Annotated in this window: 19 protein-coding genes; 13 read left to right on the top strand and 6 right to left on the bottom strand. The window is 71.1% G+C overall.

Features of this window, described 5'->3' with window-relative positions:
- Positions 1-15: 15 nt before the first annotated feature.
- From ACFC1K_RS05605 to ACFC1K_RS05565, 9 genes are all read left to right on the top strand, one after another.
- Positions 16-924, top strand: a complete 909-nt coding sequence (locus ACFC1K_RS05605) for a dihydrodipicolinate synthase family protein (protein ID WP_375870800.1) — start codon at positions 16-18, stop codon at positions 922-924.
- 13 nt (positions 925-937) lie between these two features.
- Entirely contained in the window at positions 938-1939 is a 1002-nt protein-coding gene (locus ACFC1K_RS05600; protein ID WP_375870799.1) for a proline racemase family protein, read from the top strand.
- A complete protein-coding gene (locus tag ACFC1K_RS05595) occupies positions 1936-2937 on the top strand; it encodes an ornithine cyclodeaminase family protein (protein ID WP_375870798.1) in 1002 nt (333 codons plus the stop codon). Before ACFC1K_RS05600 ends, ACFC1K_RS05595 begins: the two co-directional genes overlap by 4 nt.
- Positions 2934-3644: a GntR family transcriptional regulator gene (locus tag ACFC1K_RS05590; RefSeq protein ID WP_375870797.1), complete on the top strand. Its 711-nt coding sequence runs from the start codon at positions 2934-2936 to the stop codon at positions 3642-3644. Before ACFC1K_RS05595 ends, ACFC1K_RS05590 begins: the two co-directional genes overlap by 4 nt.
- Entirely contained in the window at positions 3641-4810 is a 1170-nt protein-coding gene (locus ACFC1K_RS05585) for an NAD(P)/FAD-dependent oxidoreductase (RefSeq protein WP_375870796.1), read from the top strand. The genes ACFC1K_RS05590 and ACFC1K_RS05585 overlap by 4 nt, the downstream gene beginning before the upstream one ends.
- Entirely contained in the window at positions 4807-5112 is a 306-nt protein-coding gene (locus ACFC1K_RS05580; protein ID WP_310285658.1) for a (2Fe-2S)-binding protein, read from the top strand. The genes ACFC1K_RS05585 and ACFC1K_RS05580 overlap by 4 nt, the downstream gene beginning before the upstream one ends.
- Complete coding sequence (locus ACFC1K_RS05575; protein ID WP_375870795.1) at positions 5105-6577, top strand: FAD-dependent oxidoreductase; 1473 nt, start codon at positions 5105-5107, stop codon at positions 6575-6577. Before ACFC1K_RS05580 ends, ACFC1K_RS05575 begins: the two co-directional genes overlap by 8 nt.
- Before the next feature lie 2 nt (positions 6578-6579).
- Positions 6580-8040: an aldehyde dehydrogenase (NADP(+)) gene (locus ACFC1K_RS05570; protein ID WP_375870794.1), complete on the top strand. Its 1461-nt coding sequence runs from the start codon at positions 6580-6582 to the stop codon at positions 8038-8040.
- 216 nt (positions 8041-8256) lie between these two features.
- Positions 8257-10815 (top strand): hypothetical protein, encoded by a 2559-nt coding sequence (locus tag ACFC1K_RS05565; protein WP_375870793.1) that lies wholly within the window; start codon positions 8257-8259, stop codon positions 10813-10815.
- 90 nt (positions 10816-10905) lie between these two features.
- Here ACFC1K_RS05565 and ACFC1K_RS05560 read toward each other — a convergent pair whose 3' ends face one another.
- Entirely contained in the window at positions 10906-11196 is a 291-nt protein-coding gene (locus ACFC1K_RS05560) for a DUF4287 domain-containing protein (protein ID WP_310285670.1), read from the bottom strand.
- Between the two features lie 11 nt (positions 11197-11207).
- Complete coding sequence (locus ACFC1K_RS05555; protein ID WP_375870792.1) at positions 11208-11594, bottom strand: cupin domain-containing protein; 387 nt, start codon at positions 11592-11594, stop codon at positions 11208-11210.
- Positions 11595-11666: 72 nt separating this feature from the next.
- Between ACFC1K_RS05555 and ACFC1K_RS05550 the strand changes: the two genes are divergently transcribed.
- Complete coding sequence (locus ACFC1K_RS05550; protein ID WP_375870791.1) at positions 11667-12656, top strand: DUF5937 family protein; 990 nt, start codon at positions 11667-11669, stop codon at positions 12654-12656.
- A 144-nt stretch (positions 12657-12800) separates the two neighbouring features.
- Positions 12801-14048: an MFS transporter gene (locus ACFC1K_RS05545; protein WP_375870790.1), complete on the top strand. Its 1248-nt coding sequence runs from the start codon at positions 12801-12803 to the stop codon at positions 14046-14048.
- An 8-nt stretch (positions 14049-14056) separates the two neighbouring features.
- Here ACFC1K_RS05545 and ACFC1K_RS05540 read toward each other — a convergent pair whose 3' ends face one another.
- On the bottom strand, positions 14057-15097 hold the full coding sequence (locus ACFC1K_RS05540; RefSeq protein WP_375870789.1) for a potassium channel family protein: 1041 nt from the start codon (positions 15095-15097) through the stop codon (positions 14057-14059).
- A 90-nt stretch (positions 15098-15187) separates the two neighbouring features.
- Positions 15188-15940, bottom strand: coding sequence for a DUF1684 domain-containing protein (locus tag ACFC1K_RS05535; protein ID WP_375870788.1), 753 nt, complete (start codon positions 15938-15940; stop codon positions 15188-15190).
- Positions 15941-16120: 180 nt separating this feature from the next.
- On the opposite strand from ACFC1K_RS05535, the gene ACFC1K_RS05530 reads away from it, so the two are divergent.
- Both ACFC1K_RS05530 and ACFC1K_RS05525 read left to right on the top strand, forming a co-directional pair.
- Positions 16121-16495: a PadR family transcriptional regulator gene (locus tag ACFC1K_RS05530; protein WP_375870787.1), complete on the top strand. Its 375-nt coding sequence runs from the start codon at positions 16121-16123 to the stop codon at positions 16493-16495.
- Position 16496: 1 nt separating this feature from the next.
- Positions 16497-17876 carry a permease prefix domain 1-containing protein gene (locus ACFC1K_RS05525; protein WP_375870786.1) on the top strand — a complete coding sequence of 460 codons (1380 nt, stop codon included), beginning with the start codon at positions 16497-16499 and terminating at the stop codon, positions 17874-17876.
- A gap of 352 nt (positions 17877-18228) precedes the next feature.
- On the opposite strand, the gene ACFC1K_RS05520 is transcribed toward ACFC1K_RS05525, so the two are convergent.
- Positions 18229-19128 carry a carbohydrate ABC transporter permease gene (locus tag ACFC1K_RS05520; RefSeq protein ID WP_375870785.1) on the bottom strand — a complete coding sequence of 300 codons (900 nt, stop codon included), beginning with the start codon at positions 19126-19128 and terminating at the stop codon, positions 18229-18231.
- On the bottom strand, positions 19125-20054 hold the full coding sequence (locus ACFC1K_RS05515) for a carbohydrate ABC transporter permease (RefSeq protein ID WP_375870784.1): 930 nt from the start codon (positions 20052-20054) through the stop codon (positions 19125-19127). Before ACFC1K_RS05515 ends, ACFC1K_RS05520 begins: the two co-directional genes overlap by 4 nt.
- Between the last annotated feature and the right edge of the window lie 61 nt (positions 20055-20115).

Here is a 20115-nt window from a genome sequence, read left to right as displayed (position 1 = left end):
GACACTGGAGACACGATGACCGACCGCAAGCCCTGGCACGGTGTGAACCTCGCCACGACCCTTCCCATCAACCCCGACTTCTCGGTGAACTACGACGCGTACGCCGAGCACGTGCGCTTCACGACCTCGAACGGTGTGACGGGGATCATCCCGAACGGGTCGCTCGGCGAGTACCAGACGCTCACCGAGGACGAACGGCGACGCGTCTACCTGACCGCTGTCGAGGCCGCGCCCGCGGGCACCGCCGTCATCCCCGGTGTGGGCGCCTACGGCGCACTGGAGAGCGTCCGTCTCACCGAGCACGCCGCCGAGCACGGCGCACCCGCCGTCATGCTGCTCCCGCCCAACGCGTACCGCGCGAGCGACGACGAAGTGGTCGACCACTTCCGCCGCGTCGCCGCGGTGGGCCTTCCCGTGCTCGCGTACAACAACCCCATCGACACGAAGGTCGACCTGCGCCCCGACCTCCTGGCCCGGCTGTACCAGGAGGGACTCATCGTCTCGGTGAAGGAGTTCTCTGGCGACGTGCGCCACGCGTTCGAGATCCGGGAGCTCGCGCCGGGTCTGGACATCTCGATCGGCTCCGACGACGTCGTGCTGGAGCTCGGCATCAACGGCGCCGTCGGCTGGGTCGCCGGCTACCCGAACGCGATCCCCGCCTCGACCGTCGAGCTGTACAACCTCTCCACCTCCGACGACCCCGCAGACTGGGTCAAGGCGCGCGACATCTACCGCGACCTGCACGCCCTGCTGCGCTGGGACTCGAAGACCTGGTTCGTCCAGGCCATCAAGCTGTCGCAGGAGGTCGCCGGGGTCGCTCCCGCCGGCATCACCACGCGCCCGCCCCGCCTGCCGCTCCCCGACGACGTGCGCGCGCGTATCATCTCCGACACCGAGGCCGTCCTGGCCAAGGGCTACCGCTGATCCGAGGACCCGAATGCGATCTCAGCGCGTGCTCCACGCCGTCGACTCCCACACCGAGGGCATGCCCACCCGCGTCATCGTCGGCGGGGTGGGCGTGCTCCCGGGAGAGACGATGGAGGAGCGTCGTCAGTGGTTCATGGCCAACAACGACGACATCCGCACCCTCTTGATGAACGAGCCGCGCGGGCACAGCGCGATGAGCGGCGCGATCCTCCAGCCGCCCACGCGCGCCGACGCGGACTTCGGAGTGCTGTACATCGAGGTGTCGGGATGCCTGCCCATGTGCGGGCACGGCACGATCGGCGTGGCGACTGTGCTGGTCGAGACCGGGATGGTGCCGGTGGTCGAGCCGGTGACGACGATCCGGCTCGACACGCCGGCCGGCCTCGTGATCGCCGACGTCGCCGTCGCCGACGGGCACGCCGAGCGCGTGACGATCCGCAACGTGCCGTCGTTCGTGGTCGGGCTCGACCGCACCGCGGAGGTCCCCGGGTACGGCCAGGTCTCGTACGACCTCGCCTTCGGCGGCAACTTCTACGCGATCGTTTCGCTCGAGTCCCTCGGGCTCCCGTTCGACCGCGCGCGCAAGGACGACCTGCTCGCCGCGGGCCTGGCGATCATGGCGGCGATCGACGAGGCGGATGCCCCCCAGCATCCCGTTGACCCGACGATCCGCGGCTGCCACCACGTGTACCTCGAGGCGCCCGGCTCGACGGCCCGGCACTCCCGCCACGCGATGGCCATCCATCCGGGCTGGTTCGACCGCTCGCCGTGCGGCACGGGGACGAGCGCGCGCATGGCCCAGCTGCACGCGCGGGGCCTGCTGCCGCTGGAGACCGACTTCGTCAACGAGTCCTACATCGGCACGTCATTCACCGGCCGCCTGGTCGAGGAGACGTCGGTCGCCGGCATCCCGGCAGTGGTCCCCACGATCACCGGCAGGGCGTGGGTCACGGGCACGGCGCAGTACATGCTCGACCCGTCCGACCCGTTCCCGCGGGGGTTCGTGCTGTGACGGCGACCCCGGCCACCGGCATCCCGGTCGTGAGCGCGGCCCGGATCGACGCGGCCCTCTCGCGCCAGGACGCCGTCGAGGCGATCACCGCGGCGCTGCGCGCGGGATGGGATGTCGAGAACGACCACGACCGCCTCTTCGCGCCGCTCACCGGCGGGGAGTTCCTGCTGATGCCGGCCGAGTCCGCGACGTCGGCGGGCATCAAGGTGGCGACGATCGCGCCGGGCAACACCACGCGGGGCCTGCCGAAGATCCACGCGTGGTACCTCCTGTTCGACCGAGAGACGCTGGAGCCCCGTGCCGTGCTCGACGGGGCGCGCCTGACGACGCTGCGCACCCCCGCGGTCACCACGGTCGCGATCGCCGGGCTCCTCGCCGCACACCCCGAAGGCCCGAGGACGTCGATCCCCCGCCTCGCCGTCGCAGGGTCGGGACCGCAGGCGGTGGAGCACGCCCTGACGATCGCCGGCCGGCTGCCGGTCGGTCGTGTCAGCATCATCGGACGCACGCCCGACCGCGTGGAGTCCGCGGTGGCGCAGCTGCGCGCGGCGGGCCTCGCCGCCGATCCGGGCTCGCGCGACGACCAGGCCGCCGCGGACGTCGTCGTCACCGCGACCTCGTCGCCCACGCCGGTGCTCGATCTCGACGACGTCCGCGCGGATGCCGTGGTCGCCGCCGTCGGGTCGCACGGACGCGACCATCGTGAGCTCGGCGCCCGGCTGGTGCGCGCCGCCGACCTCGTGGTCGAGGCGCGCGCGTCGGCGCTCCGCGAGAACGGCAACCTCGCCGCCGCACGCACCGACGAGGAGTGGGCCGGCGGAGCCCAGCCGATCGCCAACCTGGTCGAACTGGTCCGCGGTGAAGTGGTGCGCCGCCCCGGCGCGCCGGCACTCTACACCGGAGTCGGCATGGCGTGGGAAGACCTGGCCGTCGTGGAGAGGATCATGGAGTCCACGCGGAACGATGAGCCGTTCGCGTCCGAGGAGGCGTACACATGAGTGGTCCCGAGCTTCGCAGCGTCGTGCGCCTGAGCAAGCAGCCCAGCATCCGCGACACGGTCACCCGAGCACTGCGCTCGGCCATCATCAGCGGTGAGATGCAGCCCGGACGCGTGTACTCCGCCCCCAGCCTCGGTGAGCAGTTCGGCGTGTCTGCCACGCCCATCCGCGAGGCGATGCTCGACCTCGTGCGCGAAGGCCTCGTCATCGCTCTGCCCAACCGCGGGTTCCAGGTCACCGAGGTGTCGCCCCGGGATCTGTACGAGGTGACCGAGCTGCGCCTCATGCTCGAGCCTCCCGCGATCGAGCGCGCGACCCCGTTCATCCCCGCCGAGGCTCTGCCCGGGCTGCGGAGGCAAGCCGCCGCGATCGTGGAGGGCGCCGAGACCGGCGACCTCATCGGGTACCTCACCGCCGACAGCGACTTCCATCTGGCGCTGCTGCAGTACGCCGGCAACTCCCGCCTCACTGAGCTCGTCGCGTCGCTGCGATCGCAGACCCGGCTGTTCGGGCTCGCGTCGCTGGCCGAGCAGGGCCGGCTGACCGCGTCCGCCCGCGAGCACGATGCGATGCTCGACGCCATCGAGGCCGGCGACGGCGTCCGCGCGCGCGAGCTGGTGCACGCCCACATCGAGCACGTGCTCACGGACTGGTCCGACCTCGCCGCCGCCGGATCCCCGTCCGCAGCCGAACCCAGACCCGCATGAGCGCGGCAGCAGCACCCCGCTCGGACGTCGTCATCGTCGGGGCGGGGATTCTCGGCGCGGCCGTCGCGTACTTCGCCGCTGCCGCCGGGCTGTCGGTGACGGTGGTCGAGCGCGGCTCGATCGCGTCCGGAACGACGAGCCGCTGCGAGGGGAACCTCCTCGTCTCCGACAAGGAGGTCGGACCCGAGCTCGAGCTGTCGCTGTACTCGCAGACGATCTGGCGCGGTGAACTGGCCGAGCACGCCCCGCAGTGGGAGTTCGAGGCCAAGGGCGGGCTGGTCGTGTCCTCGACCGAGCGCGGCAAGCGCGCCCTCGACATGCTCGTGGCCCACCAGCGCGGGCTCGGCATCCGCGTCGACGACGTCGCCGATTCGGCGGCGCTGCGCGAGATCGAGCCGTACCTCAACCCCGCGATGGCCGGCGGCGCGTTCTATCCCGACGACGCCCAGGTGCAGCCCGTCCTGGCCGCTCACCACCTGCTGCGCCTCGCCCGCGGTCACGGCGCACGGCTGCTGACGCACACGGTCGTCCAGGCGATCCGGGTGAGCGCCGGACGCGCGACCGGGGTGGACACCACCGCGGGACGCATCGACGCGGGCGCCGTCATCGTGTGCGCGGGTCCCTGGAGCGGAGAGGTCGCCGCCCTGGCCGGCGTCACCCTAGCGGTGCTCCCCCGCCGCGGCTTCGTGCTCGTCTCGGAGCCGCTGCCGCCCACCGTCCGTCACAAGGTCTACTCGGCGGAGTACGTCGAGAACGTCGCGAGCTCGGACGCCGGGCTCCAGGTGTCGTCGGTCGTCGAGGGCACCCCGAGCGGCACCATCCTCATGGGCGCCAGTCGCGAGCGGGTCGGATTCGACACCGCGTTCTCGCCGGAGGCGGTGGGCCGCGTCGCGCGCGCCGGGATGGAGCTGTTCCCCGTGCTCGCCGGCGTCCAGATCATGCGCACCTACTCGGGCTTCCGCCCGTACTGCCCCGACCACCTCCCCGTCATCGGCGAGGACGGACGGATGCCGGGGCTCTGGCACGCCGCCGGGCACGAGGGCGCCGGGATAGGCCTGTCCGTCGGCACCGCGAAGCTCCTCGTCCAGTCGCTCCGGGGCGAGCCGACCGACCTGTCGCTGGAGCCGTTCCGGCCGCACCGCTTCGACGAAAGGCCCGCCGCATGACCGCCCCGCCACCGGACGGCACCCGCGCGCTCACCTTCGACGGCCGCCGCGTCCCCTTCCGCGAAGGGCAGACGATCGGCGCCGCCCTGACGGCGGCGGGGGTGACCTCCTGGCGCACGACCCGGATCACCGGCGAGCCGCGCGGACTGTTCTGCGGAATCGGCGTCTGCTACGACTGCATCCTCACCGTCGACGGCCGACGGGCGCAGCGCGCCTGCGTCACCCCCGCGCTCGAGGGGCAGATCGTGCGCAGCGACGACCCCCATGAGGCACTGCCGCTGACGGGAGCGGTCGATGGCTGAGGCATCCGTCTACGAACTCGCCGTGATCGGCGCGGGGCCCGCGGGCCTGTCGGCGGCGGTCGCGGCCGCCGAGCGCGGGCTGACGGTCGCGCTCGTCGACGCCGGCGCCCAGACCGGCGGGCAGTACTGGCGCCACCCCGATGAGCGGCACCTCGACGCATTCGCGCGCCCGGAATCCAGCGGCCATCATCACTGGTCCCACTACCGCGACCTGCGAACCCGGCTGGCCCGCGCCGTCGAGGGCGGTCGGCTCGTCCACCTCCCCGGGCGCCAGGTGTGGCGCATCGACCGCGACGACACCCTGCTGACCCTGCGCACGACGCCCATCTCCGGGGCGGACGCGACGGATGCCGCGGCGGCCTCCGAGCGCGTCGTGCGGGCGGAGCGACTCGTGCTCGCCACCGGTGCATACGACCGTCAGCTCCCCCTCCCCGGGTGGACGACGCCCGGCGTGATGGCCGCGGGCGGCGTGCAGGCCCTGCTCAAGGCGAACCAGGTCACGGCGGGGCGACGCGCCGTGGTCGCCGGCACCGGGCCGTTCCTGCTCTCGGTCGCCGCCGGCCTCGCCGACGCCGGTGTCGAGGTCGTCGCGGTGTGCGACGCGAACGCGCTGTCGCGGTGGGCCGCGACGCCGCTGCGGGCGGTCCAGGAGCCCGGCAAGCTGCTGGAGGGCGTGGGCTATGCCGCGACGTTCGTCAGGCACCGCATCCCGCTGCGCACCCGCACCGTGGTCGCGTCGGTCCACGGCACCGGGCGCGTCTCGCACGTCACGCTCGCCAAGGTCGACGCCCGCGGTCGGGTCCGCCCCGGCACGGGGCGCACCGTCGAGGCCGACCTGGTGGCGCTCGGCTGGGGATTCACCCCGCAACTCGAGCTCGCCATCGGACTGGGCGCGCAGACCCGCGTCGACGTCGATTCCTCCCTCATCGCCGTCGCCGACGCCGACCAGCGCTCGAGCGTCCCCGGCGTGTACCTCGCCGGCGAGGCGACCGGGATCGGCGGCGCGGTGCAGTCGTGCGCCGAGGGCGAGCTCGCGGCGCTCACCGCGGCGGTCGACGCGGGGCGGGCCGACGACCCGCGCGCCCGCTCGCGCCTACGCCGCCGCATCGCCCGCGGCCGCCGCTTCGCGGTCGGCATGCATCGGGCCTCGCCCGTGCCGGCCGACTGGACCACGTGGCTCGCATCCGACACCACCGTCTGCCGGTGCGAAGAGGTCGACGCCGACGCGGTGCGCACCACCGTGCACGACCTCGCCGCCGACGACCCGCGCGACGTGCGCGTCACCGCGCGCCCGGGCATGGGCCTGTGCCAGGGCCGCGTGTGCGGCTTCGCGCTCGCCTGCCTCGTGTCGGCGGAGACCGGAAGGCCCGCCGAGCCGACAGACCTCGAGCCGCTCGCGAAGCGGCCACTCGCGACGCCGCTGACGGTCGCCGCCCTCGCAGCACTCGCCGACGGAAAGGACTGACGATGACCATCCCCGCCACCACCCCCGAGGACGTCTCCGCGATCGTGCGGCGCGCGGCCGAGGCAGGCACCGCCTGGCGTCGCAGCACGATCGTCGAGCGCGTCCGCGCCCTCGGCGCCGTCGCGGACGCGCTCGACGCGCACGCCGACGAGCTCATCGCCGAGGCCAAGCGCGAGACGCATCTGCCCGAGCCGCGCCTGCGCGGCGAAGTGCGGCGCACGAGCTTCCAGCTGCGGCTGTTCGCTGAAGTGCTCGAGGAGGGTACCTGGCTCGACGCGCGCATCGACCGGGCGGACGGCGAGTGGCCGATGGGCGCGCCCCGGCCCGACCTGCGCCGTCAGCTCGAGCCGATCGGACCGGTGCTCGTGTTCGCGGCGAGCAACTTCCCGTTCGCCTTCTCTGTGGCGGGCGGCGACACGGCGAGCGCCCTCGCGGCCGGAAACGCCGTCGTGCTCAAGGCCCACCGCGGGCATCCGCAGCTCTCCGCACGGACGACCACGGTGGTGCAGGACGCTCTGGCCGCCGCCGGCGCACCGCGCGGACTGTTCGACACCGTGTACGGCACGCAGGCCGGAGTGCAGGCGCTGAAGGATCCGCTGATCCAGGCGGCTGCGTTCACCGGTTCCATCGCGGGCGGCCGTACGCTCTTCGACATCGCCGCGTCCCGGCCGCAGCCGATCCCGTTCTACGGCGAGCTCGGCAGCGTCAACCCCGCGTTCGTGACCCGGTCGGCCGCGTCCGAGCGGGCCAGGGAGATCGTCGACGGATTCGTCGCCTCCGTGACCGGCAGCGCGGGTCAGTTGTGCACGAAGCCCGGGGTCCTGCTCGTCCCCGCGGACTCCGGGCTGGACGCGCTGCTCGCGGCTGCGTCGCTCCCGGCCCCGGCGCCGCTGCTCAACGACGGGATCGCGGAGGGCTTCCGCGGCGCGGTCGAGGCCACGGCATCCCATGACGCTGTCCAGGTCCTCGCGGGCGCGACCGGCACGGACGGCGACCCGGGCCCCGTGCTGCTGATGACCACTGCGGCGGCGCTGCGCGCCGACCACGAGTCCCTCATCTCCGAGATGTTCGGCCCCGCCGCCCTCGTGGCCACCTACGACGAGGAGTCCGAGATGGTCGCGGTCGCGTCGATGCTCGAGGGCCAGCTGACCGCGACGGTCGTGGGATCGGAGGGCGACGCGGTCGCCGCCGAGCTCGTCCCCGTGCTGTCGACCAAGGCGGGGCGCGTGCTGTGGAACGAGTGGCCCACGGGGGTCTCGGTGACCTGGGCGCAGCAGCACGGCGGGCCCTACCCCGCCACGACCGCGGTCGGCACCACGTCGGTGGGGGCCGCCGCGATCACGCGGTTCCTCCGGCCCGTCACTTACCAGAACATGCCCGATGCCCTGCTGCCTCCGGCGCTGCAGGCATCGAACCCGCTCGGCATCCCTCGGCGGATCGACGGCATACTGACCGCACCCTGACTCACGTGCATGACCGCGCGGCCCCCGGATAATCCCGGGGGCCGCGCCGCGTTTCCGTCGCATGAACTCCTGGTGCCATTGCACATATCACCAGTAACATTGCACCACTACCGCGACACCATGGATCGCGGAGTGCGAGATGCGACGACGCTCCACCCTGAAGTTCCGGCTGTTCTCCGAGCGTCGTCGCCCGGCTGAGATCAACGGAGTGAGCAGATGAAACGCAGGAGAACCCTCGTCGGCGGCCTGACCGTCGGCGGCCTCGTCGTCGCCTCGGCGCTGGCATGGACCGGCCCCGCCGCCGTCGCGGCGGACGGCGATGTGGCCGTCGGCGCCGACGGCACGGTGCAGATCGACACAGGCTACGACGGACCGCAGGTGACCGAGGTCAGGGTCATCAACGAGGCCAGATACCTCGAGATCTACTGGGACCGCTACGTGGACGAGAACGCGGCGGTGAGCCCCGGCAACATCACGCTGCGCAACGGCGATCGGACCATCGCCCTCAAGGCGAAGCCTGCGCAGGGCGGCACCGACACGATCTTCTTCGACAAGGACAACAAGCAGATCGCCGCTACGGCTGCGAACAGCATGGCGCGGCTGCCCGAAGACCTCCACCTGTCGAGCATCGCCTACACCGGCACCATCGACCCGAGCCTGCCCCTCACCCTCGAGATCAACGGCGCCGCGATCGCGGATGCCGGCGGGAACGCCGCCAAGACCGCGACCTACACGGGCGTGCCGAGGCTCGACTACTACACGCAGTCGCTCATGACCGGTGCGGGCGTCGAGGTCAAGGCCGGCGAACGCGTCGCCGCGGCCACCCTGACGAAGGCCGCCGCCCAGGTCGACGCGCAGCTCGCCCGCAGCGGCACCGGCATCGCGGCCACCATGGCCGCGAACGGATGCTCGCTCGCCGTCTACGGGTCGCGCGAGAACGCCTACCTCGTTCCGGAGCACCGTGGCGGCTACAACCCCACGATGTACGACGTCGAGGGCTACGGCGGCAACATGTGGAACAGCTGCGTGTCGTCGATCTCGGAGCGCAACGTGCTGCGCACGCGCGGCGACGCGAACACGTTCCTCAACACGGCCTACCCGAACGAGAACATCCTCGTGCACGAGTTCGGTCACGCGGTGCTGTCCGTCGGCATCGAGGAGCAGGCCGACCAAGCGCTCTCCGACGCCTTCTTCGCCGCCTACGAGAACGCCTACACGACCGGTCGCTGGCCGAACACCTACGCGATGTCCAACCGCGACGAGTTCTTCGCGACACTGTCGGCCATCTGGTTCGACAACATGGCCGAGAAGCCCGACTGGAACGACGGCGTGCGCAGCCCCATCAATACGCGCGCGGAGCTCAAGGAGTACGACCCCGTCTCGTACGCCTTCTTCGCGTCGATCTATCCCGACGACGTCGCGATGCCCTCACCGTGGGACGTCCCCGGCCCCGACATCCATCACGGCGACTTCCGCCAGGAGCCCGCACAGCCGGCTCGCGTGGATGCGACGGACGTCGACTACGGTGCCGACATCTTCCGGATCGTGACCGCCAGCCTGGGTTCGGAGTATCAGATCGATCGCTACGCCGGCGACCCCGACCATCCGTCGCGCGACATGGTCATCTGGTTCCGCTGGGGCGGCGGAGTGTGGAAGGTCGCCTACGAGGGCGGCGGATTCGTGATCAGCGCCTCGGACGGGAGCGGTGTGCTGACCGCCGTCTCCGACTCCGAGGTCGCGCACCTCGGCATCGCGCGCGACGCAGCCGACCCGCGTCAGACGTGGACGTTCGCGGCCGACGCCTCGACGACCGCCAACGCGTACGACGGGCACCTCGTGAACCGTGCCAACGACCGCGCGCTCGTCCTCGACGGGCGCGCGGGCTCCGGGGTCTCGATGACGCTGACGGATGCCGGGGCCGGCACCCGCTGGATGCTCGAGGACACGAACCGCACGACGGCGCAGGGCACGTCGGCCTACGTCGTGCCGGTGAAGGTCTCGCTCACCTCGGGCGGGCAGTCGGAGATCGTCGACGCACCTGCGCAGGGCTTCACGCTGCCTTCGATCACGGATGTCGCCGGGAAGGACTGGTCCCGCACCGGCGAGCGCTTCGCCGGATGGGCGCCGGCCGGCTCGACCGAGCCGCTGCCGGAAGGCTGGACGATCCCCGCGGGCACCACGTCGGTGGACCTCGTCGCGCTGTGGGTGCCTGACACGGAGGCCCCCAGCACGGTTCTGGTCTCGCCCGCGACCGCAGGGCCACTGAGCGGGCTCTCGATCCAGGTCGATGCGACGGATGACGTCGGCCTGGCGAAGATCGTCGCCGACGTCTACAGGGGCGGCAAGCTGGTCAAGAGCACCCGGACCGATGCGGACGGCGCCATTGCGGAATCCCACACCGCGACGGTGGCCGGCCTCGCAGACGGCGACTACACCCTGCGGTACTACGCCGCGGACGAGGCGGGCAATGTCTCGGCGAAGACCTCGTTCGCATTCACGGTCGACGGCGCGGCCCCGATCGTGAAGGTGAAGAAGGGCGCCGCCTTCACCACCGGCGGCAACGGCACCTACACGACGGTGAGCTTCCAGATCCGTGACAACGATCGGGTCGCTTCGGTCGCCCTCAACGGCGTCGTGCAGCAGTCCGCCGGCAAGAAGAGCGATCTCGATCGCGTGCGGGCCGGCGAGGTCGGCGCGCAGTTCGGTGAGAATCTGCTCGTCGTGACCGACGTGGCGGGCAACACCACGGAGGTGACGTTCACGCTCGAGAAATAGTCCACGCGCCGTTGGGTCGGTTCGGTCGATCCACCGGCGCACGGCAGCCGGCGGGGTCGCGCCATGCGCGCCCCCGCCGGCTGCCGTCGTTCAGGGGTTGGGGTTCGTCGCCTTGCCGTCGAGCCACAGCGTGTTCGACGGGTCGGAGTGGGTGGTGTCGGTGCCCACGTGCTTGTCGCTGATCTGCGGACCCTTGGTGATGACGTGCACGATGGCCATCGCGTGGCCGCGGCCGAGACCGTAGTCGGCCGCGAGCCACTCGACGATCGGCGTCGCCTTGGTGTTCTCGTCGAACCCCTTCTCGTGCGCCTTCTCGATGAGCTGACGCGGCGTGAGGCCGGTCTTCGACTCGATGTTGTCGAGGTATGCCTGGAACGACATGGGTGATCTCCTCAGCTGCCGGTGGACGGGATGTCGAGTACTCCAGGAGCATCCTGCCACTCCTGGATGATGCGGTCGGAGGCGTGGATGCACAGCACTCGCAGCCGCCCGGTGCCGCAGTTCTTGAACCCGTGCCACGCCCCCGCCGGCGCGGTCGCCGTGTCTCCGGCGACCGCGTGGAGCGTCTCGCCGTCGATCGTGATGCGCGCCTCGCCCTCGAGGAGCACCCACGTCTCGGGATAGGGGTGGCGGTGGATGTCGGGGCCCTGTCCGGGCTCGTTGTCGACGAAGAAGTACGACACGCCGGCGCCATGCTCGGCGCCGATGAAGCGGCGCAAGGTCCCCGTGCCGACGCGGATGTCGGCGGCCGGGACGATGTCGGGGATCGCGATGCTCATGAGATGCTCCGTCCTGTCGGTCTGTGTGATCCCACCCTTCTCGCCGACGCCCACCGCCCCTATAGTTTCGATGTGGATCGAAAGTTCGTCGACTTCCAGCTCGCGCCTGACGACCTCACGGCGATCCGGTTCGGGATCTCGCCCGGCCACGAGCTCTGCCACGCGGTGCGCGCGATGCTCCGGCCCGACGAGTACCCGCTGCAGTGGGGATGGATGCGGGCGACCCGCGGTGCGATCCCGCGCGACGACTTCGAGGTGCTTGCGCTGCTGATCCGCGACGAGGGCTACTTCCCCGACTTCCTGACGACCACCCCGACGTGGGAGCTCACCCCCGAGGCGGAGGCCGATCGTCTGCGCGACATCGACGACGAGCGCTTCGAGGTCGACATGACCAAGGTGCTGGTCCGCACCGACGGCGCGCGCCGCGCGGCGGTGCAGCGGATGCTCGAGCAGCCCGACCGCGCCCGGGCGATGATCGCCGAGGCGTGGCTGTCGGTGTGGAACTCCGGTGTCGCTCCGGTGTGGACGCAGCTCGAGCGGCTGCTGCGCGCCGACATCGCGGTGCGCTCGCGACGCATCGCCGAGAGCGGCATCGGCGCAATGATCCAGGGCCTGCACGACCGCGTCGCATGGTCGGACGGAGCCGTGCGGGTCACGATGCGCATCTGGAGCGAGGTGGTCGACTGCCGCGGCAGCGGCCTCGTGCTCGTGCCGTCGGTGATGGGTGCCACGGGATGCTTCGTCCTCACCGAACCGCCGGCGCAGCCGACGCTCTTCTACCCGGCGCAGGGGGTGACTGCCACGTGGGCACGGGATCCCGCCGACGTGGCGGCGGCGCTCGGCGCGCTGCTCGGACCTGCACGCGCGCGCATCCTGCTCGACGCGCACGAACCGCGCACCACCTCGCAGGTCGCGCGCGACACGGCCCTCGCGATCTCGACGGCCTCGCACCATCTCACCGTGCTGCGCGACGCGGGCCTGGTCGCCAGCGCGCGCGACGGCGCCCGGGTGCTGCACCGACGCACCCCGCTCGGCGAGGCGATGGTCGGCGCCGTGCTCTGACCAAAGCGCGGCCAGGCCCTGCCCAGGTGGGCCACGGTAGGATGGCCGTGCCCATTTCGATGTGCATCTACCTGTCTGCGGCTCCCGGCTGCGCACAAGGCGGCACCAGCAGCCGCCGACCCTCGGCGCACGGCCAGGAGCAAGATGCACACGACACTCGTCGAGACCGACACCGCTGCGCGCGCCACGGTCCGGCGCCCCAGCCTCATCCGCGAGGCGGGCTACGCCTACTTCCCGATCGCGCTGATCGCGCGCCTGCCGTTCGCGATGATGGTGGTCGGCATCCTGACACTCGTCGTCTCGGCACGCGGTTCGCTCGCGCTCGGCGGCGCGACGAGCGCCATGACCGGCCTCGGCACCGCCCTCGTCGGTCCGCTGCTGGGAGCGGCCGCCGATCGCTTCGGCCAGCGCCGCGTGCTGCTGATCGCGGGCGCGGCGAACAGCGCGATGCTCGCGACGATGGCGTGGCTGGCTTTCGCGCCGGTTCCGGATGCTGCGCTCCTCGCCGTCGCGTTCTTCATCGGCGCGACCATGCCCCAGGTCGCACCGCTCTCGCGCAGCCGCCTCGTCGGCATCATCGGCCGGGCGTACCCGAAGGAGCGCCGGACGCCCGTCGTGAACGGTGCGATGGCGTACGAGTCCGCGGCCGACGAGATCGTGTTCGTCTTCGGCCCGGTGATCGTGGGCCTGCTCGCGACCACTCTCAACCCCGCCGCGCCGGTGATCGGCGCCGCCGTGCTGGGCCTGATCTTCGTGAGCGCGTTCGCGCTGCACCCGACGGCGGAGCCCGCGACCGCATCGGCGGGGGCTGTGAGGCCGGAGCAGGCGTCCGTTCGCGAGCTGTTCCGTCCCCGCGTGCTGGCCCCCGTCGTCGGCGCGCTGGGTATGGGCCTGTTCTTCGGCGCGATGCTCACCTCGCTGACGGCCTTCATGGCCGAGCGCGGCGTGCCCGAGCAGGCCGGGCTCGTCTACGGGGCGATGGGCATCGGTTCGGCGGCCCTCGCTCTCGGCGTGGCGCTGTTCCCGGCGCGCTTCACGCTGCGCGCGCGGTGGCTGACGTTCGCGTCGATCCTGGTCGCGGGCACCATCGCGCTGCCGTTCGCCGGCAGCATCGGCGCGATCGCGATCTGCCTCCTCGTGATCGGCGTCGGCATCGGCCCTACCCTCGTCTCGCAGTACAGCCTCGCCGCCGCGTTCAGCCCGCGGGGCCGTTCCGCCACCGTGATGACGATGCTCGGCTCTGCCATCGTCGTCGGCCAGTCCGCAGCATCCGCTCTCACGGGTCTCGTCGCCGACGCGACCGGAGCCGGCACCGCACTCCTCGCGCCCCTGCTCGCCGCGTCCGTCGTACTCGGCGCCGGCGTCTGGAACGCGGTCGCCTCGCGCCACTGACCCGCCCGCTACCGCGTCGCGTCGGCGAGGAGCCGGCGCATCTCGGCCATCGTCTCCTCTGACTGCGCAAGCAGCACCCGGAGGCGCTCGACGGTGTGCTCGGGCGACTCGGGTGCGGCCGCCTCGGGCTCGAGCCCGGGCGATTCCGGCGTGCCCGCGATCGGCGCCCCCGGGCCGCTCCCCTGCCCCGCGGCGACCCCCGCCTTCACAGCGCCCGCCACCGCTCCCGCCGCAACGCCCTTCGCGGCGTGATCGGCGATCGACGGCGGCGCCTCGGTGGGTGAGGCGGTCGCGCCATCGGTCGTCGCCGGGGTCTCAGCATCCGTCTCCGCGTCTTCTGCGGCTCTGCGAGGACCGAGGAAGAGGTTCGCGAGGTAACCGGTGAAGGTACCGAAGATGCCGACGCCGACCACGATGATGAGCGTGCCGATCATGCGGCCCGCGTTGGTGACCGGGTACTGGTCGCCGTAGCCGACGGTGGAGATCGTGACGATCGTGTACCAGAGCGCGTCGGACGCCGAGGTGATGTTCGCGCCGTCGGCGTCCTCTTCGACGTAGAGGATCGAGATGCTGCCGAACTGCAGCACCAGGATGCCCATCAGCAGCAGGGTCATCAGCGCGCTGTTCGCGCGATCGCGGATGAGGGTGGTCCAGACGGTCCGCGGGCCGAGCTCGCGCAGCAGCCGGAAGACCCGCAGCAGGCGGAACAGCCGCAGGATCTTGAACTGCGGGAACGGGAGGCTGGCGAGGAGGTCTGCCCAGCCGAATCCGCGGAAGAAGTAGCGCGACGCCTTCGGAGCGGTCGAGATGCGGTAGATGAAGTCGCCCAGGAAGATGGCGCTGAACAGCGCGTTCATGACCGAGAGCACGAGCTCGAGGGCGCTGTCGCCGCTCACCGCGTAGACCAGCACGAGGTTGAGGATCGACAGGATCGACAGCGCGCCGATGAAGATCTCGTACGCGGTGTTCTTCAGCTCGGACCGCGCCTCGGCACGGGCCTGGGCACGCGCGCGTGACCGCTCGCGCATGTCGGAGAGGGAACGGGCCATGGCGAGGCTCCTCGTATCGGGCGATGCCGGATGCGCTCCGGCCGTGGCCCCATTGTGCTCGCACCCCACCCCGGGGTGCGAGCATCACCCTCACGCGATTTCGGTGATTCTCTCGCCCGCTTCGACGCGGACGACGAGGCGGTTGTTCGCGGGCGGGAGCGGGCACACGTAGTGGTCGCTGAACGCGCACGGCGGCAGGTACGCCTGGTTGAAGTCCACGGTCACGGTGCCGTCCGCGGCGGGCGCGTCGATCTCGAGGAACCGGAACCGGTAGGCGTCGACGTTGCTCGTGGCGTCGGCGATGACCGCGCTGAGCCCCTGGGCGGGATCGCCCGTGACCGTGAGCTCGACCGGCGACCCGTCGACCTCGAGTGCGATCGTGCCGACGGCCGGCTCCTCGCGCTCGTAGCCGTCGACGCTGCGGATGACGTTGATCTCGCCCTCGGACGCGGGGCGGAAGACCCCGGGCAGCGCCCACGCATCGTCGTGAGGGAACGACAGGATGCCGCGCAGCCGGGTGCGTCCGGGAGTCTCGGGATCGAACACCCGCAGCGCCGGCGCGCCCTCACGGCTGATCGCCTTCAGCCGGACGCCTCCCACATCGAGGTGCTCGCCGGGAGCGAGCACGACCTCATCGGCCGGAGCACCGGGCGCGTCGGCGCGAAGGCGGGCACCCGCGACCTTGCCGTCGACCGCCCGCCACACCCCAGGCGCTCCGTCGTACGCGCGCGGCTCGCTGTCGAGCCAGTGCGTGTGGCGCAGCGCGGCGATGCCGTGCTCGCTCGACACGGCGCGCCAGCGCGCGTCGGTGACGGTGTCGGGGGTGCTCGCGGGGAGGGTCATTCGATTCCTTCGTCCGGGGAGGGGCGGTTCGCCCTTCCATCCCAACACGGCGCGGGCGACCGCATTCCCACCGTGCGATCCGCGGCGACCCGCGGTGTCACGGGGCGTCATGGTTCATACCTTGCGGTTCTACGTAACTTGTACTTCTATGTACCTAGAACTTCTAGGTATGGAGGCGACGTGAAGATCGGCAAGGACCTGGTCGCCGCGGCGGCGACGCCGATGGTGCTCGGCATCCTCTCGGAGGGCGAGTCTTACGGCTACGCGATCCTGCAGCGGGTGGGCGAGCTGTCGGGCGGAGAGCTCGAGTGGAGCGACGGCATGCTGTACCCGCTGCTGCACCGGCTCGAGCGCCTCGGGCACGTCGAGTCGTCGTGGGGCGCCTCCCCCAACGGGCGACCCCGCAAGCACTACCGGCTCAGCCAGACCGGCCGTGCGGCGTTCGCCGAGCAGCGGCAGCAGTGGGCCGTCGTGAGCCGGGCGCTGCAGCGCGTGTGGTCGGATCGCGACGGCGGCACCGACTTCGCCGGCATCCCGGCGTTCGGAGGGGCCTGACATGACCGAAGACCTCGACCCCCGCATCGAGGAGCAGATCTCGACGTGGCGCGCGTACGTCTCGCGCCCGGAGGCGATCGACGGCCGCGACGTCGACGAGCTCGAAGACCATCTGCGCGGCCAGATCGACCGGCTCGAGGCCTCCGGTCTCGACGGCGACGAAGCGTTCCTCGTGGCGGTGAAGCGGCTCGGCGGCCTCGACGACCTCTCGCGCGAGTTCGCGCGCGAGCACTCCGAGCGGCTCTGGAAGCAGCTGATGTTCCAGGACGAGCCGCGCGCCCCACGCACCGGCGGCGGGCTGCTGCTCGCGGTCGGTCTCGCGGTGGCAGCCGCGCTGGCGGTGAAGATCCCGGCCCTGTTCGGCATTCAGTTCGCGGAGAACGGCGACTTCTACGGCCGCTGGTACGCGCTGCTCGTGCTGCCCTTCCTCGCGGCGTACTTCCTGACGCGGCGGAAGGCCGCGCTCCCGACCATCGCGGTCGTGGCGGTGCCGTTCGTCGCGGCCGCCGTCGTGATGGCGGTCTATCCGTTCGCCCCGGGCGGCGCGACACTCATGCTCGCGGCGACGCACCTCGTCGTGGTGCTGTGGCTCGTCACCGGCATCGGCTACGTCAACGGACGCGTCAGGTCGAGCCGCGCCCGCATGGACTTCATCCGGTTCACGGGCGAGTGGGTGGTCTACCTCGCCCTCATCGCGCTCGGCGGCGGCGTGCTCATCGCGCTCACGATGGGGGTCTTCGCCGCGATCGACCTGGACGCAGGCTGGTTCGTCGAGGAGGTCATGATCCCGTGCGGCCTCGCGGGCGCGATCATCATCGCGGCGTGGCTGGTCGAGGCGAAGCAGAGCGTCATCGAGAACATCGCCCCGGTGCTCACGAAGCTCTTCACGCCGCTGTTCACGCTGCTGCTGCTCGCCTTCATCGTCGCGGGCTTCATCCAGGGGAACCTCATCGACGACAGCTCGACCGAGATGTTCGGCCAGCGCGACCTGCTCATCCTCTTCGACATCGTGCTCGTCGTCGTGGTCGGCCTGCTGCTGTACGCGCTCTCGGCCCGCGATCCGCTGGCGCCGCCCTCCTGGTTCGACCGGATGCAGCTCGTCATGGTCGTCGCGGCGCTCGTCGTCGACATCATGGTGCTCGTCGCGATGATCGGGCGTATCGCCGAGTGGGGCGCGAGCCCCAACAAGCTCGCCTCGCTCGGGCTCAACGTCATCCTGCTGGCGAACCTCGCCGGCGCGGCCTGGCTGCAGCTGCGGTTCGCGATGCGGCGTACGCCTTACGAGCGTCTCGAGCGCTGGCAGACCGGCTTCATGCCCGTCTACCTCACGTGGGCGGCGATCGTCGTGGTGGTCTTCCCGCCCGTGTTCGCGTTCGCATGATGGATGCTGCGGCCCGGCGCCTTGCTCCGGGCCGCCGAGCGGCTGATTTCGACGCTGGGCTGACACCGCTCAGCGCCGCAGGACTCCGCCTCGCATGCTCGAGGTGGCACCCGACGTCGCGACGCCGGCGCGGAGGCGACGAAACCTGCCACCTTCAGGCGAGTGCCGGGAGCGGATGTGGCACCTGTTGACGCGACCCGGGCGCTCAAGGCGACCAGTACTGCCACCTCGGCGGAGACGTTCCCACGTCGACGCTGGGCCGGCTCGGTCGCAGACGGCAGCGAGCGACGAACACAGAGACGGGACGGATGCTGCGGCCCGCAGCATCCGTCCCGTTCCGTGCTGGAGGCGGTCAGCCCTTGACGGCGCCGGCGAGCGCTCCCTGGACGAAGTAGCGCTGGAACAGCAGGTAGACGATGAGCACGGGGATCGCCGACATGAAGATGAAGGCGTTCATCGGGCCGTAGTCGGTGCCGTGCTGGGTGGAGAAGCTCTGCACGGCGAGTGGGATGGTCCAGTTCGACTGGGTGCGCAGCAGCGTGGTCGCCATGGCGTACTCGTTCCACGTCGCGACGAAGTCGAGCACGAACAGGGCGGCGAGCGCGGGCTTCGCGAGCGGCAGGATGATCTGCCAGAAGATCCGGAAGGTCGAGGCGCCGTCGATGCGGGCGGACTCCTCGAGCTCCTCGGGGATGCCGCGGAAGAAGCCGTAGAGCACGAAGATCTGGTACGGGATGCCGAACGCGAGGTACGGGAGGATGAGGCCGTACAGCGAGTCGAGCAGGCCGAGGTTCAGCATGGTGCTGAACAGCGGGCCGAGCCCGATCTGCACCGGCACCATGGAGCCGATCGCGATGACCATGAGGACCGTGCGGCCCCCGCGGAAGCGGATGCGCGCCAGGGCGTACGCGGCGGCGGCGGCGATCGCGAGACCGAGCGGCACCTTGATGATCGCGACGAGGAGGCTGTTGCCTGCGGTGGTCCAGAAGTCTCCGGTGTCGATCGCCGAGGCGTAGTTGCCCCACTCCCACGAGGTGGGCAGAGACCACATCGGAAGGTTGTTGAGGTCGGGCTTGCTCTTCACCGACGTCATGAACATGAGGTAGAGCGGCAGGAACCACAGCAGGGCGGTGACGCCCAGTGCGATCCACAGGCCGATGCCCACGTAGTCGGGGCTGCCGCGACGGCGGCGCATCTTCTTCGTGTCGTAGATCTCCGGTGCGATGACCGGGGTAGCCACAGCGCTGCTCATCGGTCTTCTCCCTTCATGGACCAGGCCATGTACGGGATGACCAGGGCGAGCGTGACGATCAGCAGCACAGTGGCGACGGCGCCGCCCATGCCGAACTGGTGGTTGGTGAACGACTGCGTGTACGACCACAGCGCGAGCACCTGGGTGGACTGTGCGGGTCCGCCGCCGGTCATGCCGACGACGAGGTCGAAGACCTTCAGCGAGTTGATGATCGTGAGGATGATCACGACGATCGTGGTGGGCCGCAGCGCCGGGACCGTGACGGCACGGAACCGCTGCCACGCGTTCGCGCCGTCGAGCTTCGCCGCTTCGATCAGCTCGACGGGCACCGTCTGCAGGCCGGCGAGGAACAGCACCATGCTGAAGCCGACGGCCTGCCAGATGTTCGCGACGAAGATCGAGCCGAGAGCGAACTGCGGATCCCCCAGCCAGGACTGCGCCCAGGCGCCCAGGCCCACGGCCTCGAGGAACTGGTTCACCGCGCCGAGGGTCGGGTTGTAGATCCACCGCCACATCGCCGCGACCGTGATCGAGGCGAAGACGGCGGGGATGTAGAAGACCGCGCGCATCAGATTGCGCCCGATCATCTTGCGGTTCAGGCCGAGCGCGAGGAGCAGCGCGATGCCGGTGGGGAGGATCAGCGACAGGATCACCCACACCACGGAGTTGCGGAAGGCGGTCCAGAACACGGCGTCCTGCGTGAACAGTCGCACGTAGTTGTCCAGGCCGACCCACACGGGCTCCTGGGTGCGGAAGCCCGACCACTCGAAGAACGACAGCCGCACGGAGTCGAGCATCGGATAGAGCAGGAACCACCCGTAGAGCACGACCGCCGGGATCAGGTACGGCAGCGCGAGCGTGAAGCGGTGGTGCTTCGGGGCGCGCTTCTTCGCACGTCCCTGGGTCACGACAGTGACAGTGGCCATTGTTCACCTCTGGGATATCGGAGGGGCCGGATGGAATCGGCGGGGCGGGCGGGCGGCCCGC

Source organism: Microbacterium sp. NPDC056057 (assembly GCF_042266945.1).
In the GTDB taxonomy this organism is placed as follows: Bacteria; Actinomycetota; Actinomycetes; order Actinomycetales; family Microbacteriaceae; genus Microbacterium; species Microbacterium trichothecenolyticum_C.
The sequence above is the reverse complement of the archived record's forward strand: the minus strand, read 5'-3'. Positions and strand labels throughout refer to the sequence as shown.